At 70.6% G+C, this 15,884-nt stretch carries 17 protein-coding genes; 7 read left to right on the top strand and 10 right to left on the bottom strand.

Translation table 11 applies throughout. The features are described from left to right. Nucleotides 1–68 precede the first annotated feature (68 nt). Complete coding sequence (gene ppa / locus INE98_RS07780) at nt 69–605, top strand: inorganic diphosphatase (protein ID WP_293537945.1); 537 nt, start codon at nt 69–71, stop codon at nt 603–605. A 2-nt stretch (nt 606–607) separates the two neighbouring features. On the opposite strand, the gene INE98_RS07785 is transcribed toward ppa, so the two are convergent. The 9 genes from INE98_RS07785 to rdgB form a co-directional block, all read right to left on the bottom strand. Beyond that, nucleotides 608–2,377, bottom strand: coding sequence for an MFS transporter (locus tag INE98_RS07785; protein ID WP_293537947.1), 1,770 nt, complete (start codon nt 2,375–2,377; stop codon nt 608–610). A gap of 97 nt (nt 2,378–2,474) precedes the next feature. Beyond that, nucleotides 2,475–4,019, bottom strand: coding sequence for a response regulator (locus INE98_RS07790; protein WP_293537949.1), 1,545 nt, complete (start codon nt 4,017–4,019; stop codon nt 2,475–2,477). Between the two features lie 75 nt (nt 4,020–4,094). Beyond that, nucleotides 4,095–5,630 carry a YifB family Mg chelatase-like AAA ATPase gene (locus INE98_RS07795; protein ID WP_293537951.1) on the bottom strand — a complete coding sequence of 512 codons (1,536 nt, stop codon included), beginning with the start codon at nt 5,628–5,630 and terminating at the stop codon, nt 4,095–4,097. Between the two features lie 137 nt (nt 5,631–5,767). Next, the gene (locus INE98_RS07800; RefSeq protein WP_293537953.1) at nt 5,768–6,544 is read right to left on the bottom strand and encodes a hypothetical protein; all 777 of its coding nucleotides are present in this window, start codon (nt 6,542–6,544) and stop codon (nt 5,768–5,770) included. 164 nt (nt 6,545–6,708) lie between these two features. Then, entirely contained in the window at nt 6,709–7,656 is a 948-nt protein-coding gene (gshB, locus tag INE98_RS07805; RefSeq protein WP_293537955.1) for a glutathione synthase, read from the bottom strand. A gap of 79 nt (nt 7,657–7,735) precedes the next feature. Further along, entirely contained in the window at nt 7,736–8,122 is a 387-nt protein-coding gene (locus INE98_RS07810; protein WP_293537957.1) for a YraN family protein, read from the bottom strand. Continuing rightward, complete coding sequence (gene rsmI / locus INE98_RS07815) at nt 8,119–8,988, bottom strand: 16S rRNA (cytidine(1402)-2'-O)-methyltransferase (RefSeq protein WP_293537959.1); 870 nt, start codon at nt 8,986–8,988, stop codon at nt 8,119–8,121. The genes INE98_RS07810 and rsmI overlap by 4 nt, the downstream gene beginning before the upstream one ends. A gap of 44 nt (nt 8,989–9,032) precedes the next feature. Continuing rightward, complete coding sequence (hemW, locus tag INE98_RS07820) at nt 9,033–10,190, bottom strand: radical SAM family heme chaperone HemW (RefSeq protein WP_293537961.1); 1,158 nt, start codon at nt 10,188–10,190, stop codon at nt 9,033–9,035. Further along, nucleotides 10,187–10,786 (bottom strand): RdgB/HAM1 family non-canonical purine NTP pyrophosphatase, encoded by a 600-nt coding sequence (gene rdgB, locus INE98_RS07825; protein WP_293537963.1) that lies wholly within the window; start codon nt 10,784–10,786, stop codon nt 10,187–10,189. The genes hemW and rdgB overlap by 4 nt, the downstream gene beginning before the upstream one ends. Nucleotides 10,787–10,890: 104 nt before the next feature. Here rdgB and INE98_RS07830 point away from each other — a divergent pair, with 104 nt between their 5' ends. The 3 genes from INE98_RS07830 (at nt 10,891) to INE98_RS07840 (ending at nt 11,932) form a co-directional block, all read left to right on the top strand. After that, nucleotides 10,891–11,430 carry a DUF2975 domain-containing protein gene (locus tag INE98_RS07830; protein ID WP_293537965.1) on the top strand — a complete coding sequence of 180 codons (540 nt, stop codon included), beginning with the start codon at nt 10,891–10,893 and terminating at the stop codon, nt 11,428–11,430. Next, nucleotides 11,430–11,648, top strand: a complete 219-nt coding sequence (locus INE98_RS07835) for a helix-turn-helix transcriptional regulator (RefSeq protein ID WP_293537966.1) — start codon at nt 11,430–11,432, stop codon at nt 11,646–11,648. The genes INE98_RS07830 and INE98_RS07835 overlap by 1 nt, the downstream gene beginning before the upstream one ends. Before the next feature lie 128 nt (nt 11,649–11,776). Further along, entirely contained in the window at nt 11,777–11,932 is a 156-nt protein-coding gene (locus INE98_RS07840) for a hypothetical protein (RefSeq protein WP_293537968.1), read from the top strand. A gap of 103 nt (nt 11,933–12,035) precedes the next feature. Here INE98_RS07840 and rph read toward each other — a convergent pair whose 3' ends face one another. Beyond that, nucleotides 12,036–12,770 (bottom strand): ribonuclease PH, encoded by a 735-nt coding sequence (gene rph / locus INE98_RS07845; RefSeq protein ID WP_293537969.1) that lies wholly within the window; start codon nt 12,768–12,770, stop codon nt 12,036–12,038. A 92-nt stretch (nt 12,771–12,862) separates the two neighbouring features. Between rph and hrcA the strand changes: the two genes are divergently transcribed. The 3 genes from hrcA to dnaN all read left to right on the top strand — a co-directional run bounded on the left by hrcA (nt 12,863) and on the right by dnaN (nt 15,837). Beyond that, nucleotides 12,863–13,960 carry a heat-inducible transcriptional repressor HrcA gene (hrcA, locus tag INE98_RS07850; RefSeq protein ID WP_293537971.1) on the top strand — a complete coding sequence of 366 codons (1,098 nt, stop codon included), beginning with the start codon at nt 12,863–12,865 and terminating at the stop codon, nt 13,958–13,960. Between the two features lie 67 nt (nt 13,961–14,027). Continuing rightward, nucleotides 14,028–14,612 (top strand): nucleotide exchange factor GrpE, encoded by a 585-nt coding sequence (grpE, locus tag INE98_RS07855; protein WP_293537973.1) that lies wholly within the window; start codon nt 14,028–14,030, stop codon nt 14,610–14,612. 106 nt (nt 14,613–14,718) lie between these two features. Further along, nucleotides 14,719–15,837: a DNA polymerase III subunit beta gene (gene dnaN, locus INE98_RS07860; protein WP_293537975.1), complete on the top strand. Its 1,119-nt coding sequence runs from the start codon at nt 14,719–14,721 to the stop codon at nt 15,835–15,837. Nucleotides 15,838–15,884: the final 47 nt, after the last annotated feature.

The following is a 15,884-nucleotide window of genomic DNA, read 5'->3' on the forward strand; positions in this document are numbered from 1 at the left end:
CTTCCGCCGGCCGCCGCTTTGGGCCATAGCAACGGCCCCACCGACCTTCCCCTCCAGGAGCCGCCGACATGGACATTTCCCGGATTCCCGTCGGGATGAACCCGCCCTACGACGTCAACGCCCTGATCGAAATCCCCCAGGGCGGCGCTCCCGTGAAGTATGAGCTCGACAAGGCGTCCGGCGCCATGTTCGTCGACCGCTTCCTGCATACGGCCATGTTCTATCCCGGGAACTACGGCTTCATCCCCCACACCCTCTCCGGCGACGGGGACCCGATCGACATCCTGGTGGTGGGGCCGACCCCGGTGGCGACCGGGGCCATCATCCGCTGCCGGCCGATCGGCTGCCTGATCATGGTCGACGAGGCGGGGGACGACGAGAAGGTCCTGGCCGTCCCGGTCGACAAGCTCCATCCCTATTACGCCGGCATCGATTCCTGGCGCGCCCTACCCGGCATCCTGACCGAGCAGATCGCCCACTTCTTCACCCACTATAAGGATCTGGAGAAGGGCAAGGTGTCCGAGGTCGGACGCTGGGCCGACCCGGAGGAGACGGGCGAACTGATCCGCCAGGCCATCGAGCGTGCGAAGCACGGCGGAAGCTGACCTCAGTCCGGATCGGCCCGGTGTCCCGGCCGGCCGGCCGGCCCTTCCCGGGCGGCCACGGCGAGGGCGAGGGCCACTCCGAGCCCTCCGAGGACCGCCGAGTAAAGAAAGAAGGCGATGTATCCGGCGCCGAGGCCGGTCGCGCTGACGCCCGACTTCAGAGCGGCCTCGGCGAGGCCGCCGGCCGGAATCGGACCCAGAAGGGCGCCGAGGGCGGCGGTGGGACCGCCGGCGTCCGACATTCGCGCCGCCGCCTCCACGAACCGGCCCGACTGGGACGCGACAAGCTTGCCGAGCAGGGCGTAGAGCGATGAGAACAGCGCGTACTGGGAGGCGGTGAACCCGCGGCTTGTCAGGCTGGACATGTACGCGATCAGGCAGGTCCCGGCGAACCCCGACGCCAGGTTGTCCAGGCTGATCGCCGCCGCCAGGGCCCAGACCTGGGCGCCCTGCAGGGTCAGCCAGGCGAAGGCCAGGTTCGAGATCGGCCCTGCAAAGGCCCCGATCACAAGGGACCGGATCAGACCCAGCCGCGCCACCGCCAGGCCGCCGAGAGCCACGCCGGCCAGGGACATCACCACCCCCAGAACCTTTCGCACCTCGGCGATCTCCAGCTTGGAGAAGCCAAGGTCCAGATAGAAGGGGTTCATGATGTTCAGGACGAAGTCGGGCAGCCGATAGACGCAGATCAGGGCGAGGATCAGAGCGGCCGTTCCCCGGTGTCTCCGCATGAAGTCCGCAAGGGGCTCGCCCAGGGCCCGGAAGAGAATCCGGCCAGGGCGGCTCGGCCGGCCCGGCAGGGGGATCACCGAACCGGCCAGGAGGGCCAGTCCGCCCAGGGCGACGACGACCTGGGCGATGGCGCCGGCGGGCTTGGCCTCCCAGAGCCCGGAGACGGCGGAGGCAGCTCCCTCGAGGCCGGTGAAGGAGAGCGGCGCCGTGATCAGGATCGGGTCCCCGGACAGGCCGGAGCCCAGGAGGATCACCGCCAGCGCGAGGAGCGCTCCGCGCCCCGTCCACTCCAGGGCGTCCCGGCCGGGGCGGGGAAGGGTCTCGCCCGCGCGCTCGGTCGCCGGCGCTTCGGCGCCCTCCCCGGCGGCGCCCTCCCCGGCGGCGACCTCCCTGGCCGCGTCCCTCGGCGCCGCCAGCACCCCTGCAACCCCGCAGAGCATCAGCGCCGCCATCAGGGCGTAGGAGCCGCCCCAGCCGAGGCTGTCGCTCAGGACAAGGGGCAGGATCCCGGCCAGGATGATGGCGATCCGGTAGCCCCACTGGTAGGCGGCCGCCAGGGCCCCCGCCCGCTCCGGGCCTGCCGCCTCGATCCGCCAGGCGTCGATGACGATGTCCTGGGTCGCCGAGACAAAGCCCACCAGCACGGCCAGGCTCGCCATCGCCCAGAGGCTCTGCGCCGGATCCACTCCGGAGATCGCCAGGAGCCCGGCCATGATCAGGCCCTGGCAGACGAGCATCCAGGAACGTCTTCGTCCGAGGCGTCGGGTCAGGCCGGGTATGGCCACCCGGTCCACCAGGGGCGCCCAGAGAAACTTGACCGAGTAGGCGAGGGTGGCGAGGCTGAAGACCCCGATCACCTCCAGGGACAGGCCGGCGTCGCGCAGCCATGCCGAGAGCGTGTCGAATATCAGCAGGTTGGGGAGACCTGAGGCGAAGCCCAGGGCCAGCATCACCAGGGACCGCCGCTCCAGGAAGACCGCGAGGGCCTGAAGGGTCGAGAGCCGCTCCTCCCTGCTCTCCGGCGCCGCATTCTCGCTCATGGAACCGCCCGCATGACCGCCTGGTGCGCGGCGAGGCCAGATTGGCGCGCGCCGGCGCCGACGTCCAGCGGTCCCGGCCGCGCCCTCTGACCGCCAGTCAGGCCAGTTGATGCTGTCCCGTGGCGGGGCTCCAGCCGCTGGCGACGCGGGTCAGGATTCGCCTCAGTGCATCTCCCGAGAGGGGCTTGACCAGGAATTCGTCCATTCCGGCGGCGAGGCACGCCTGCCGGTCATCCTCGAAGGCGTTGGCGGTGAGGGCGACTATGGGCGTCGAGAGACCCAGGGCGCGCATTTCCTGTGCGGTCTCCAGTCCGCTCATGCCGGGCATGCGCATGTCCATCAGGATCAGGTCATAGGCGCCGACCGCGACGGCCGCCATGGCCTCGGGTCCGCTGCCGGCGTGATCGACCGAACAACCCTCTCGGGTCAGCATGGCCGTGGCCAGCAGGGCGTTGATGGCGTGATCTTCGACCAGCAGGACCCGGATGCCTAGGGCGACCGCAGGGGCGATCCGGTCATCGAGCGACTCCTTCCGCTTGCCGGCTCCGGCCGCGGCCAGGACACGTTCGGCCAGGGAGCCGGGGCGCAGCGGCTTGATGAGATAGCCGGCGAATCCACGCTGTCTGTAGATCTCGATCTGGGTCCGGTCCTCTGGCGACAGAAGGATGATGGCCGGCCGGTCATCCGGCGGGGCCTGAGGCGCCAGGGCGTGATCGACCAGCAGCACCTCTGCGTCCGCCGGTGGCGCCTCCAGTCCGGCGGCCCCGGCCGCCTCGCCCCCCCGCGCCAGGACCTGCCGGTTTGCGGCCTCCCTGACCACAAGGCAGGGGCTGATGACCCCGACCCTGCGGCGGGCCAGGTTCCGACTCGGCGCGCCGCCCGCTTTCGCTGCAGGGAAGTCCAGCCAGAAGTCGGCGCCGCCGTCCGTGGCGGAGTCCACCCCCGCCGCGGCGTTCAGCGCAGTGGCCAGTGAGCGGACGATGGCCAGGCCGAGGCCTGCCCCGCCCAGGCTTACAGCGTCGACCCGGGGGTCCAACTGTATGAAGGGCTCGAAGATTCGCTCGCGATCGTTCTCGGCGACGCCGGGGCCCGTATCCCGCACGCTCAGCCGGATGCGGCCCGGCCCTGCGGGCGCCGCAGACACAATGACCCCTCCCGACCGGGTGAACTTGATCGCGTTTCCGATATAGTTGAGCAGCACCTGCCGTAGCCGGCTCTCATCGGCCCGGATCCTGCCCAGTCCCGGCGCCGTCCACCAGCCGATCTCAAGCCCCTTTTCGATGGCGCGAGGGGCCGTCAGTTCGCAGACGCCCCTCAGGAGGTCCTCCAGCGAAACCTCCTCGTTGACGATCTCAACGCTTGAGGCGCCAAGCCGGGCGAAGTCGAGAAGCTGGTTCACCAGGCCCAGGAGATGCTCGCCGGACTCCCTCAGGGCGTCCACATAGCTGCGCTGCTCCCCGGAAAGGGTGGTCGCCTCCAGAAGGCGCGCCAGGCCGATGACGCCGTTGAGCGGCGTCCGGAACTCGTGGCTCAGGCTGGCCAGCTGTTCGATGGTGACCGGCGCGGCCGCCTGCTCGCCGCGGCCCGGGTCCCGGGCTGCAGCGGGGTCGGCGTCGAACGAAGGTCTGACGGCGTGGATCATGGTTTGAGCATGCCGCCCTTCGCTTAATGGACCGTCAAGGGGCGGGGTGAACTTCCTGTCGAATCATCCGGCGCCTCAGGCGCCTCCGCCGACTCCCCGATAGGCCAGGGCCTCGGCGACATGACGGCGGCCGACGGGCGGGGAAGGCGCGCCGGGCGCAGCCTCCAGGTCGGCCAGGGTGCGGGCCAGCCGCAGGACCCGGCTCCAGCCCCGGGCGGTGAGGCCCGCGGCGTCCGCGGCGCGGGTCAGCAGGGCCCGGGCGTCCGGCTCGGGGTCGGCGATGGCCTGCAGCCAGTCGCCTGAGGCCCGGGCGTTGGCGGCCTCGGTCTCGGGCCTGCCCGCCTCTGCGGCCCGGCGGACCTGGACCTGGCGCGCCGCCGCCACCCGGGCGGCGACCTCGGCCGATCCCTCGGCGGCGGCGGGCAGGGCGAGGTCGGCGGCGCGCACGGCGGGGACCTCCACCTGCAGGTCGATCCGGTCCAGGAAGGGCCCCGATACCCGCGCCCGGTAGTCGACCTGGCAGCGCGGCGCCCGACCGCAGGCGCCCCGTCCCTCGCCCCCCTTGCCGCACTTGCAGGGGTTCTGGGCGGCGACCAGCTGGAACCGGGCCGGGTAGCGCACGTGTCCGGCCGCCCGGGCCACGGTGATCTCGCCGGTCTCCAGGGGCTGGCGCAGGGAGTCCAGGGCCTGGGCGCTGAACTCCGGCAGCTCGTCCAGGAACAGTACGCCATTGTGCGCCAGGGAGGCCTCGCCGGGGCGGATGCGCGCGCCGCCGCCGGTCAGGGCCGCCATGGTCGCCGAATGGTGCGGGGCGCGGAAGGGCCGGGCCCGGGTCAGCTCGCCCCGGGCGATCAGTCCGGCCACCGAATGGACCATGGAGGTCTCCAGTAACTCGGCGGCCGAGAGGGGCGGAAGGAGGCCCGGCAGGCGGGCGGCCATCATCGACTTTCCGGCGCCGGGCGGACCGGTCAGCAGGAGGTTGTGGCCCCCGGCGGCGGCGATCTCCAGGGCCCGGCGGGCGGTCTCCTGGCCGCGCACCTCGCGCAGGTCGGGGGCGGGAGCGCCTTCGGTCAGGGCGCCCGGTTCCGGGGGCGAGAGCGCCTGGGTTCCGCGGAAGTGGTTGACCAGGGCCACCAGGCTGGGCGGCGCCAGGATCGGCGTCGACCCCGCCCAGGCCGCCTCGGGCCCGCTGGCCTCGGGGCAGATCAGGCCCAGGCCCAGGGCCCCCGCCGCCACCGCCGCCGGCAGGGCGCCCGCCGAGGCGGTGATGCGCCCGTCGAGGGACAATTCGCCCATGGCCGCCCAGCCCTCGAGGGCGTCGGGCGGGATCACCCCCATGGCCGCCATCACGGCCAGGGCGATGGGCAGGTCGTAATGACTGCCCTCCTTTGGCAGGTCGGCGGGGGCCAGGTTGCAGATGATCCGGCGGCCCGGCATGGCCAGGCCCAGGCCGGCGAAGGCGGCCCGCACCCGCTCGCGGCTCTCGGCCACGGCCTTGTCGCCCAGGCCCACCAGGACGAACTTCTGCTCGCCCGCGGTCAGCTGGACCTCGACCTCGACGGGCCGGGCCTCGACGCCCAGGAAGGCCAGGGTGATGACGCGGGCGGCCATGCGCTCTCCTTGCGCTGCGCCCCGTTCCCCGCTCTCAGACAATCACGTCGCTTGCCGACAGACAAGAACAAAAATCGAACATCAATCCTGTACACCTGGGCGGAACGAGGGCAGGAGGGCGCCCGCGCGCATTCCTGTCACCCGACGTGGGCGGTCGGCTGAAGCGTCGATCGGAGTTTGCGCCGCCGCAGAAGGAAGATGATTGCACCCACAGGTGCAGACATTGAGATTGTCCATGGACCGTAAAGTGGAGCAAAATAGCCGGCGCTGAACAAGCTGACACTGAGCAACTTGAAACTTACCACGCCAGTAGACCAGTTCACCGAAAGAAGACCAAATCCGACTATGATGAATATAATCCACAACCATTTGCGGCGGATTCCCTTCATGCGGATACAATCCACGAGTGCAAACGCTGTCAGACAGAAGGCGAGGATCGCACCCGCCAGGATCGCATACTGCGATGCACTCTTGCCCTTCAGAGTGAACTTGGTCTGCGCCTTCAGCGACGTTTTCTGCAGATTGACGTGCATTCCGAGAATGGTCTGGGCTGTCGCCGACTTCTTGATTGTGACGTTACACAGGAACCACTTGTCACCCCACTGATACTCGAGGGTCGTGGTCACGCGAGTAAAGGACGGATATATAAACCTTTGGGCGCCGACGAGTTTCACCGAAGTTGGCGGCCCCTCCGGGAGAATTTCAGCCGCAGCGACAAGTATTCTTCTCACTTCGGGATTCCTGAGGCTAGGATCGAGCTTACTCTCGATAACGTCCAGTCTTCCCGCTTGCAAATCGGCTATGTAACTCTTGGCTAAGGCTTGATCAGAGGGCGTTGAGATTTTCTCCAACATCTGATGCTGGTTACAGCCGAATAGCAGAAACGCCGAAAACGCCAAAATCAATGCGCGCATAGATCCCACCCCCTCCGTTGCAATCAATAAAGCCCAAGGAGAGAAGGGACGCAATAGAGCTTAAACTGCCCGCCGCAAGCCACACAACCTTTCAATAGCCTCGAGCTCTGCAAAACAGTGGGATGCGGCCCTGGGTCGGTGGCGATCTCTCGGGCGCGCCCCTCTCAGCTCCCCGCACGCTTCGTCTCGATCACCTCCCAGAGGGCCGAGATCGCGTCGATCCCCGACAGGCGCTTCAGGGCGCGGGCGCCGGTGGGGGAGGTGACGTTGATCTCGGTCAGGTAGTCGCCGATCACGTCGACGCCGACGAACAAGAGGCCCCGGGCCCTCAGCTGCGGGCCGATGATGGCGCAGAGCTCGAGGTCGCGGGCGGTCAGCTCCACGGCGTCGGCCCGGCCGCCCACGGCCAGGTTTGAGCGGATCTGACCCGGCGCGGGCACCCGGTTGATGGCGCCGACCGGCTCGCCGTCCACCAGCAGGATGCGCTTGTCGCCCTTGGTCACCGCCGGGATGAACTTCTGGGCGATCACAGGCTCGCGGCCGATCATCCGGTGCAGGTCCAGAAGGGCGTCGAGGTTGGGGTCGTCCGCGAGCAGACGGGCCACGCCCGAGCCGCCGCCGCCGTAGAGCGGCTTGAGCACGATGTCCCCGTGCCGGGCGCGGAAGTCGTAGAGGGCCTCCACGTCCGAGGTCACCAGGGTCGGCGGCTGCACGCCCGGAAAGGTGGTGACGTAGAGCTTTTCCGGCGCGTTGCGCACCTCGGTCGGGTTGTTCACCACCAGGGTCTTCGGGTGGATGGCGTCCAGGAAGTGGGTGGTGGTGATGTAGGCCATGTCGAAGGGCGGATCCTGGCGCAGCAGCACCACGTCGGCCTCCGACAGGTTGCGCTGTTCCCAGGGACCGAAGGCGGCGTGCTCGTCCTGGACGTCCTTGACCCGGACGGAGCGGCCGCGGGCCATCAGGGTTCCGCCCTCCAGGGCCAGCCGGTCCGGCGTGTAGACGAAGAGGTCGTGGCCCCGGGCCTGGGCCTCCAGCATCATGGCGAAGGTGGAGTCCCCCTGGATGCGGATGTGCTCCAGCGGGTCCATCTGGACGGCGACGTTCAGCTTCATGGCGGGCTCCCTCTGAGAGGGCCTTCTAGCACGCGGCGGCGGCGCGGCGTCAAAGCCCCGCCCATCAAAGCCCCGCCCGTCAAAGCCCCGCCCAGGCGTCGGCCAGATGGCGGGGGCGCCGGCCGGGGGCGAGGGCCACCAGGTCCAGCCGAACCGTGCGGCCCGACAGGTCCGCGCGCCGGGCCGCAAGGGTCTGGCCCGCCCGCCTCAGCCTCTCCCTCTGGTCGGGGCCCACGGCCTCCAGGGCCGCCTCCAGGCTGGCCCGGGACTTGACCTCCACCACCGCCAGGACGGGGCCGCGCAGGGCCAGGATGTCGATCTCGGCCTGGGGGGTCTTCAGGCGGAAGCCCAGTATGCGCCAGCCCTTCAGCATCAGCCAGATCAGGGCGATCCATTCGGCGCGGCGGCCGCCGGTCCGCGCCCGGGCGCCCAGCCGGCGCCGCCAGGGCCTCGCCGCGGCCCTCATCCGTCGGCCTTCAGGTCGAGGGCCCGGCGGTAAAGCTCGCGGCGCGGCAGACCCAGGGCCCTCGCGACCTCCGAGGCCGCCTCGCCGGGGGAGAGCCGGGTCAACGCCTCGGCCAGGGCCGCGTCGGCGTCGTCCGCCGTGGCGGCCTCCTCCCGGCCGGGGGCGATCACGATCACCACCTCGCCCAGGGGATGGTCCAGGGCCAGGTCGGCGGCCAGGACGTCCAGGGGACCCCGCACCAGGGTCTCGTGAAGCTTGGTCATCTCCCGGGCCACGGCCGCAGGTCGGGGACCCAGCACCTGCGCCATGTCCGAAAGGCTGGCCTTCAGCCGGCTGCCCCCCTCGAACAGGATGAGGGTGGCGCGGATCCCCGCCAGTTCGGCCAGTTCCCGCCTGCGGGCGGCCGACTTCGGCGACAGGAAGCCGGCGAAGAGGAAACGTTCGGCGGGCAGGCCCGAGACGATCAGGGCCGCCAGGGCCGCCGAGGGGCCGGGCGCGGCGAAGACGGGCAGGCCCAGGGCGATGGCCTCCCGCACCAGGGGAAAGCCCGGATCCGAGACGAGGGGCGTGCCCGCGTCGGAGGCCAGGGCCACCCGCCCCCCCTGTTCCAGAAGGGCCAGGGCCCGGGGCGCGGTGCGCCCGCCGGCGTGGTCGTCGTAGCGGGCCATGGGCTTGGACACGCCATAGGCCGCCAGAAGCTTGCCCGTCACCCGGGTGTCCTCGGCCAGGATGAGGTCCGCTGCCGACAGGATGTCCAGGGCCCTCAGAGTGATGTCGCGCAGGTTCCCGATGGGGGTCGCCACCAGGTAGAGGCCGGGCGCCAGGGGGGCGTCGGACAGGGGCGGCGGGGGCGGGCGGCGGCTCATGGGCAAGCCTTCGCGGCTTTGTGCGGCGTTTGCAAGGCGCCGGGTCAGCGTGCGAGCAGGCGCTCCAGGACGGCGTCAAGCAGGCGGCGCCCGTCGTCCGTCACCCTCAGCCGCCGGGGGTCTTCGGCCAGCAGGCCCTGCGATGCGAGCTCGCGCACCTCTGCATGCCCGGCCGAAAGGCCAAGGGCGTCGAGCGCCCCGAAATCCACCCCCTCCGCCAGCCTCAGCCCCGACAGCACCCGCTCGACGGCGGCGTCCCGGGGCGACAGGACCTCGATCTCTCCCGCCCCCTCGCCCCGGTCTGCGGCGGCGATGTAGTCGGCGGGCCGCGCTGCGCAGGCCTGACCGGTCCGCACGCCGTCGAGGGTCAGTCGCCCATGGGCGCCGGGGCCCACCCCCAGCCAGTCGCCGCCCCGCCAGTAGGTCAGGTTGTGACGCGAGCGGTCGGCGGGGCTGCGGGCATGGTTCGAGACCTCATACGCCTCGAAGCCGGCGGCGGAGAGGCGGTCCTGGGTCACTCCCCACAGGTCGGCCGCCTGCGGGTCAGCCGGGGGTCTCAGCCGGCCGCGCCGTACGGCCCGCTCAAAGGCTGTGCCCGGCTCGATGGTCAGCTGGTAGGGCGAAACATGGCCGGTCCCCAGGGCGACGGCGGCGTCCAGCTCGGCCGCCCAGGCCTGGGGCGTCTGGTCGGGCCGGGCGTAGATCAGGTCGATGGAGACTCGGGAAAAGACCTTCAGCGCCGTCTGCGTCGCCCGGCGGCCCGCCGCCGCATCGTGGTTGCGGCCCAGCTGGACCAGGGCCTCGTCCTCCAGCGACTGCAGGCCCAGGGACAGGCGGTTCACACCGGCTTCGGCGAGGCCGGCGAAGCGGCCGGCCTCGGCGTCGGTGGGATTGGCCTCCAGGCTGACCTCCAGGTCGGGGTCCGCGTCCCAGAGCGTCCGGCAGGCGGCGATCACCGCGCCCACGGCCTCCGGGTCCATGAGCGAGGGTGTGCCGCCGCCGAAGAAGATCGAGGTCAGTCGCCGCGGGCCCGTCACCTCCCGCCGCCGCGCGAGGTCCTGCAGGATCGCCTGCGCCAGCCGGGCCGCCTCACCGGGCCGGCGGTCGCGGTGGACGTTGAAGTCGCAATAGGGACAGATCCGTCCGCAATAGGGCCAGTGGACATAGACCCCGAAGCCCGGTGCGGCGGCGTCGTCCGTCAAGCCAGCGCCGCCTTCAGCCGGGCAAAGGCCCGCGCGCGGTGGCTCATGGCGTCCTTGGCCGCCGGGTCCATCTCGCCGAAGGTCAGATCGTGGCCGTCGGGCCGGAAGACGGGGTCGTAGCCGAAGCCCCGGTCCCCGCGCGGCGGGAAGACCAGGTCGCCGTCGATCCGGCCCTCGGCCACCACCGCCAGGTCGTCGGGCCAGGCCAGGGCCAGGGCGCAGGTGAAGTAGGCCCGGCGGTTGGTCTCGCCCCGTTCCGCAAGCTCCCGCTCGATCCGCGCCATGGCCGGGGCGAAGTCCTTGCCCGGCCCGGCCCAGCGGGCCGAAACCACGCCTGGCGCCCCGTCCAGCCCCAGGACGGAGAGCCCGGAGTCGTCCGCCAGGGCCGGCAGGCCGCTGGCCGCCGCCGCCGCTCGGGCCTTCAGGAGGGCGTTGCCGGTGAAGGTGGCCTCCGTCTCCTCGGGCTCGGAAAGGCCCAGCTCGCCCGCCGTGACAAGCCGGTACCGCCCCTCGAGGATCTCCGACAGCTCCCGCGCCTTGCCGGGATTGTGGGTCGCCACCACCAGCCGGGACCCGGCTTCAAGTCTGATCGCCATGCAGATCTCCGGGGCCCGTCATGGCCCTTACGACAATTTAACGCGGATTCCAGAGTTTCCGCGACATAAGGGCCCGGTGAGCGCAACGGAACGGGGGCGCCGAAATGCCGACCATGAGAGCCCTGGGTCCGGGCTCACTCTCCAGCTTCCTGAAAACGGTCCTCGACCTCGTCTGGATCCTGCTACTTGTCGTGCTCGCGATCCTGGCCGCAAGCCTCCTCTACGGCGTCCTCGCCGCCGTCAATCCCGCCCTGCCCTTCGCCCGTCTGGCCCTGTTCGAAGGACTGGACCCGCTTCAGGCCTGGGCCGTCGTCCTCGTGCGCCTGCTGACGGCCTTCCTCTTCGTCGCCGGGGTGCAGGTCATCGTCAGTCGCCTTCGGGAAATCTTCGCCACCCTCAAGGCCGGCGATCCCTTCCATCCGGAGAACGTCACACGGCTCCGCGTCGTCGCCATCGGGCTCGCCTGGCTGGAGCTGGTCCGATATGCGGTCTGGATCCTCGGCGCCCTGTTGCCGCCTCCCGCCGCGCCGGACCGGCCCAACCTGTCCCTGACCGCCTGGTTCTCGGTTCTGGTGGTGGTGGTGCTGGCGGAGGTCTTCCGGGAGGGCGCCCGCCTGAGGCGGGAAGCGGAGCTGACCATCTGATGCCGATCCGCGTCACCCTCGACCGCCTGCTTGTCCAGCGCCGGATGTCGCTGGCGGAGCTAGCGGACCGCACGGGCCTCACCGCCGCGAACCTCGCCATTCTGAAGGACGGCGAGGCCAGGGCCCTCAGATTCTCCACCCTGGAGGCCCTGTGCCGGGAGCTCGACTGCGAGCCCGGCGACCTGCTCAGCCGGGAGCCCGAAGAGCGCCGCGCCTGAGCGCTGCGCCTCATCCCTGCCGCAGCGCAACAATTTTCGCCCCTCCGCACGGCGCCGGACCTTGCAGGCTCCCGCGCTTCGGCCTATGTGCAGCGCAACAATTTGTTGCAACGCACAAGGAGCAAGCCATGGCCCACGTCATGGACATCCGCGAAGCCCCCCTGTTCGGCGGCCTGCTGCGCCGGCTCGAGGCCTTTCTCGACGGCCTGATGATGCCGTTCGCCGAGGAGATCGCCCGCCTCTCGCCCTCCGCCTTCCGGCATCTCCTCAACGCCCGGTTCTGATCGCCCGCCTTCCGGCGACCATTGCGCCGGCCGCCGCTGTCTCTCCCGACGACGGACCGGCGCCGGGAGCGGGCGACCCTCCAGGGGGTCGCCCGTGTCCCCATCAGGATCCCGCCGCCGCCACCGCAGCCTGCTGGATCCGGAACAGTTCACCAATCCCCTTTTCCGCCAGGCCGTAAAGGGCCTCGAATTCCCCCCGGGTGAAGCCCCGCTTCTCGCCCGTGGCCTGGATTTCGACAATCTCCCCCGCCCCCGTCAGAACGAAGTTGGCGTCGGCCTCGGCGTTGGAATCCTCTTCGTACTCGAGGTCCAGAACCGGAACCCCCTGGCAGACGCCGCAGGATATGGCCGCCACCTGGTCCACAAGGGGCGACCGCGGGATCAGGCCCTCCCGGACGAGCAGGTCGGTGGCCTGGCGCAGCGCCACCCAGGCGCCGGTAATGGCCGCCGTCCGCGTGCCGCCATCCGCCTGTATGACATCGCAGTCGATGGAGATCTGGCGCTCGCCCAGAACGGCCATGTCGACCACCGCCCGCAGGGACCGTCCGATCAGGCGCTGGATCTCCTGGGTCCGGCCGGACTGCTTGCCCTCGGCGGCCTCCCGCCGGCCGCGGGTGTGGGTGGCCCGGGGCAGCATGCCGTACTCCGCCGTCACCCAGCCCTGGCCCCGGCCGCGCAGGAAAGGGGGAACCCGCTCCTCGACGCTTGCAGTCACCAGAACCCGGGTGTGCCCGAAGGCGACGAGGCAGGAACCCTCGGCATAGCGGTTCACCCCTGTCTCCAGGGTCACGGTCCTCAGGCTGTCGGCGGCGCGGCCGAAGGGGCGGTTGGCGGTCATGGCTCTGGCGGGCTCCTGGAGGATGTGGCGGGGCTTCCGGCGACTTGCGCCGGCGGGGTGGGTGCTTATCGTGTATGCTCGGGTGCGCGTCCATGCCCGACCGGAAACAGGGACACCAGACCGTGACCGGCCAGTTCCTCCCGCGGGGGCCGACCCTCGCCGAACTCGACAGCCGAGCCCGCGAAATCTTCCGGCGGGTGGTCGAGACCTATCTCGAGACCGGCGAGCCGGTGGGTTCGCGAACCCTTTCGCGCGGCGGGGTCCAGCTCTCGCCGGCGTCGATCCGCAACACCATGCAGGATCTCACCGAAATGGGCCTCCTCGGCGCCCCGCACATCAGCGCGGGCCGCCTGCCCACCCATGCGGGCCTGCGGCTCTTCGTCGACGGCCTGATGGAGGTCGGCGACGTCGGCGACAGCGACCGGCGCGAGATCGAGCAGCGCCTCGCCGGTCGCGGCCGTTCCTTCGAGGACATGCTGAGCGAGGCTTCGGCCCTGCTCTCCGGCCTCGCGGGCGGCGCCGGCATTGTCGTCGCCCCGGTGCGGGAGGCGGGGGTCAAGCACGTGGAGTTCGTGGTCCTCGGCGGCGACCAGGCCCTGGCCGTCATGGTCTTCGAAGACGGGGTCGTCGAGAACCGCCTGATGCAGCTCGCCGCCGGCGTCACCCCCTCGGCCCTGCAGGAGGCCGCGAACTTCCTGAACGCCCGGATGAGGGGAAAGACCCTGGCCGAGGCGGGCCAGGATATCCGCTTCGAGCTGGAGCAGGCCCGGCGGCAGCTGGACGTCGCGGCGGCCCGGCTGGTGGAGGAGGGCCTCGCCGTCTGGGGCGGGGGGGAGGGCCGGGACCGCGCCCTCATCGTCCGCGGCCGCGCGAACCTGCTCGCCGACCGGGAAACCCTGGATGACCTGGAGCGGGTCCGGATGCTGTTCGACGACCTCGAGCAGAAGGAACAGCTGATCGGCCTGCTGGACGGGGTTCGCGAGGCCCAGGGCGTACGCATCTTCATCGGCGCCGAGACGCGGCTTTTCTCGCTCTCCGGTTCCGCCGTCATTGCGGCGCCCTATATTTCGGGCCAGAAGAAGCTGCTCGGAGCGATCGGCGTGATCGGCCCGACGCGGCTGAACTACGCCCGCGTCATCCCCCTCGTGGACTATACCGCGAGGGTGTTGTCGCAGATGGCCGGGGTCTGAAGCCGGGTGACGCCCCCGGCGCATCTGCATCCGCCGGCCGGCAAGGCCAGAAGAGGTTGAGTAAGTCATGTCCGAGGAAACCCAGTCCCCCGAAGAGACGCCCCTGGCGGCCGAAGGCGCCCGGGGCGAGGGCGAAGCGCTGGCCGCCCTGGAAGCCGAGGTCGCCGCCCTGAAGGAGCAGGTGCTCCGCTACGCCGCCGACGCCGAGAACATTCGCCGCCGGGCCGAACGCGAGACCAACGACGCCCGGGCCTACGCCATCCAGAAGTTCGCCCGGGATCTGCTGGGCGTGGCCGACACCCTCGGCCGGGCCCTCGCCGCTCCGCCGGCAGGAGAAGACGCCGCGGTCCGCAACTTCGTCGTCGGCGTCGAGATGACCCAGAAGGCCCTGCTGGCCGCCTTTGAGTCCAATGGCCTGAAGTCGGTGACGCCCTCGGCCGGCGATCGCTTCGATCCCCATCTTCACCAGGCCATGATGGAGCAGGACAGCCCCGACCTGTCTCCGGGGTCGGTCATCCAGTGTCTCCAGCCGGGCTACGAACTGCTCGGCCGCCTGGTCCGGCCGGCCATGGTGGTCGTCGCCTCGCGCAATTCATCCGGCGCCGGCGAGGCCGGCGAGGCTCCTGGATCGCGTCTCGACACGCGGGCCTGACCTCGCCCCCTTTCCCCGGACTGACAAATGATTAAAGTCCGGAATCCACCTCCCGGGGCGGATTCGGTCACCCCGATCCCATCCCGGCCCACATCGGATCCGACTGATGAAGCTGACGATCGAGCGCGCCGCCCTGCTGAGAGCCCTGGGCCACGTCCAGAGCGCGGTGGAGCGCCGGAACACCATCCCGATCCTCTCGAACGTGCTGCTTTCCGCCGAGCGCGGGCGACTGAGCTTCTCCGCCACCGATCTCGACATGGAGATCGTCGACGAGGCCGAGGCCCGGGTTGAACAGGCCGGACAGGTCACCGCCCCCGCCCACACCCTTTACGAGATCGCCCGCAAGCTTCCCGAGGGCGCCGAGGTCACCCTGGCCTGGACCGGGGAAGACCCTCGCCTGGCCGTCTCGGCCGGCCGGTCGCGGTTCAGCCTGCCGGTCCTTCCGGCCGGGGACTTTCCGGTCATGTCCGCCGACGGCCTGTCGAGCCGCATCTCCGTGGATGTCAACGACCTGATCCGACTGATCGACCGCACGCGCTTCGCCATCTCCACCGAAGAGACGCGGTACTATCTCAACGGCCTCTACCTGCACACGGTCACCGAGGGCGGGGTCGCCCGACTCCGCGCCGTGGCCACGGACGGACACCGGCTGGCCCTGGCCGAGATGCCGGCGCCGGAAGGCGCCGCGGGCGCACCGGGAGTGATCGTGCCCCGCAAGACGATCGGCGAGGCGCGCCGGCTGCTCGACGACGCCGGAGAGAGCGTCGACCTTGCCGTCAGTCCCCAGAAGGTGCGCTTCGATCTCGGCGCGGCCGCCCTGACCTCCAAGGTCATCGACGGCAGTTTCCCGGACTATGCCCGCGTCATTCCCAGGGACAATTCCCGGGTCATGATGGTCGACAACCAGCTGTTCGCCCGGGCTGTCGACCGGGTGGCCACCATCTCCGCCGAGAAGAGCCGCTCGGTCCGCATGTCCATCGAGGCCGGTCGTCTGACCCTCACCGTCCGAAACATGGAGGCGGGCCAGGCGGTCGAGGAGCTGGAGGTCGACTATGACGGCGACGCCTTCGAACTGTCCTTCAACGCCCGCTATCTCCTGGACGTCACCGACCAGATCAGCGCCGACCAGGCCGAGTTCCGGTTCGGCGGACCCAACGATCCCGCCCTGGTCCTGGACCCCACCGATCCCGACGTCCGCTATGTCCTGATGCCCCTGCGGGTCTGACCGGGCCAACGGCCCTCACCCCGCCGCCGCGAACCGTCTATAGACTG

Origin of the sequence: Phenylobacterium sp. (assembly GCF_020253645.1) — a bacterium.
In the GTDB taxonomy this organism is placed as follows: domain Bacteria; phylum Pseudomonadota; class Alphaproteobacteria; order Caulobacterales; family Caulobacteraceae; genus Phenylobacterium.

Coding starts and splice junctions, on each gene's coding strand:
- gshB (WP_293537955.1), bottom strand. CDS start 7,656: ATGAAGCTGAACGTCGCCGTCCAGATGGACCCGCTGGAGCACATCCGC.
- INE98_RS07840 (WP_293537968.1), top strand. CDS start 11,777: ATGGCCCACGTCATGGACATCCGCGAAGCCCCCCTGTTCGGCGGCCTG.
- rdgB (WP_293537963.1), bottom strand. CDS start 10,786: ATGGCGATCAGACTTGAAGCCGGGTCCCGGCTGGTGGTGGCGACCCAC.
- hrcA (WP_293537971.1), top strand. CDS start 12,863: ATGCCCGACCGGAAACAGGGACACCAGACCGTGACCGGCCAGTTCCTC.
- INE98_RS07830 (WP_293537965.1), top strand. CDS start 10,891: ATGCCGACCATGAGAGCCCTGGGTCCGGGCTCACTCTCCAGCTTCCTG.
- INE98_RS07785 (WP_293537947.1), bottom strand. CDS start 2,377: ATGAGCGAGAATGCGGCGCCGGAGAGCAGGGAGGAGCGGCTCTCGACC.
- ppa (WP_293537945.1), top strand. CDS start 69: ATGGACATTTCCCGGATTCCCGTCGGGATGAACCCGCCCTACGACGTC.
- INE98_RS07810 (WP_293537957.1), bottom strand. CDS start 8,122: ATGAGGGCCGCGGCGAGGCCCTGGCGGCGCCGGCTGGGCGCCCGGGCG.
- rsmI (WP_293537959.1), bottom strand. CDS start 8,988: ATGAGCCGCCGCCCGCCCCCGCCGCCCCTGTCCGACGCCCCCCTGGCG.
- rph (WP_293537969.1), bottom strand. CDS start 12,770: ATGACCGCCAACCGCCCCTTCGGCCGCGCCGCCGACAGCCTGAGGACC.
- grpE (WP_293537973.1), top strand. CDS start 14,028: ATGTCCGAGGAAACCCAGTCCCCCGAAGAGACGCCCCTGGCGGCCGAA.
- INE98_RS07800 (WP_293537953.1), bottom strand. CDS start 6,544: ATGCGCGCATTGATTTTGGCGTTTTCGGCGTTTCTGCTATTCGGCTGT.
- dnaN (WP_293537975.1), top strand. CDS start 14,719: ATGAAGCTGACGATCGAGCGCGCCGCCCTGCTGAGAGCCCTGGGCCAC.
- INE98_RS07790 (WP_293537949.1), bottom strand. CDS start 4,019: ATGATCCACGCCGTCAGACCTTCGTTCGACGCCGACCCCGCTGCAGCC.
- INE98_RS07835 (WP_293537966.1), top strand. CDS start 11,430: ATGCCGATCCGCGTCACCCTCGACCGCCTGCTTGTCCAGCGCCGGATG.
- INE98_RS07795 (WP_293537951.1), bottom strand. CDS start 5,630: ATGGCCGCCCGCGTCATCACCCTGGCCTTCCTGGGCGTCGAGGCCCGG.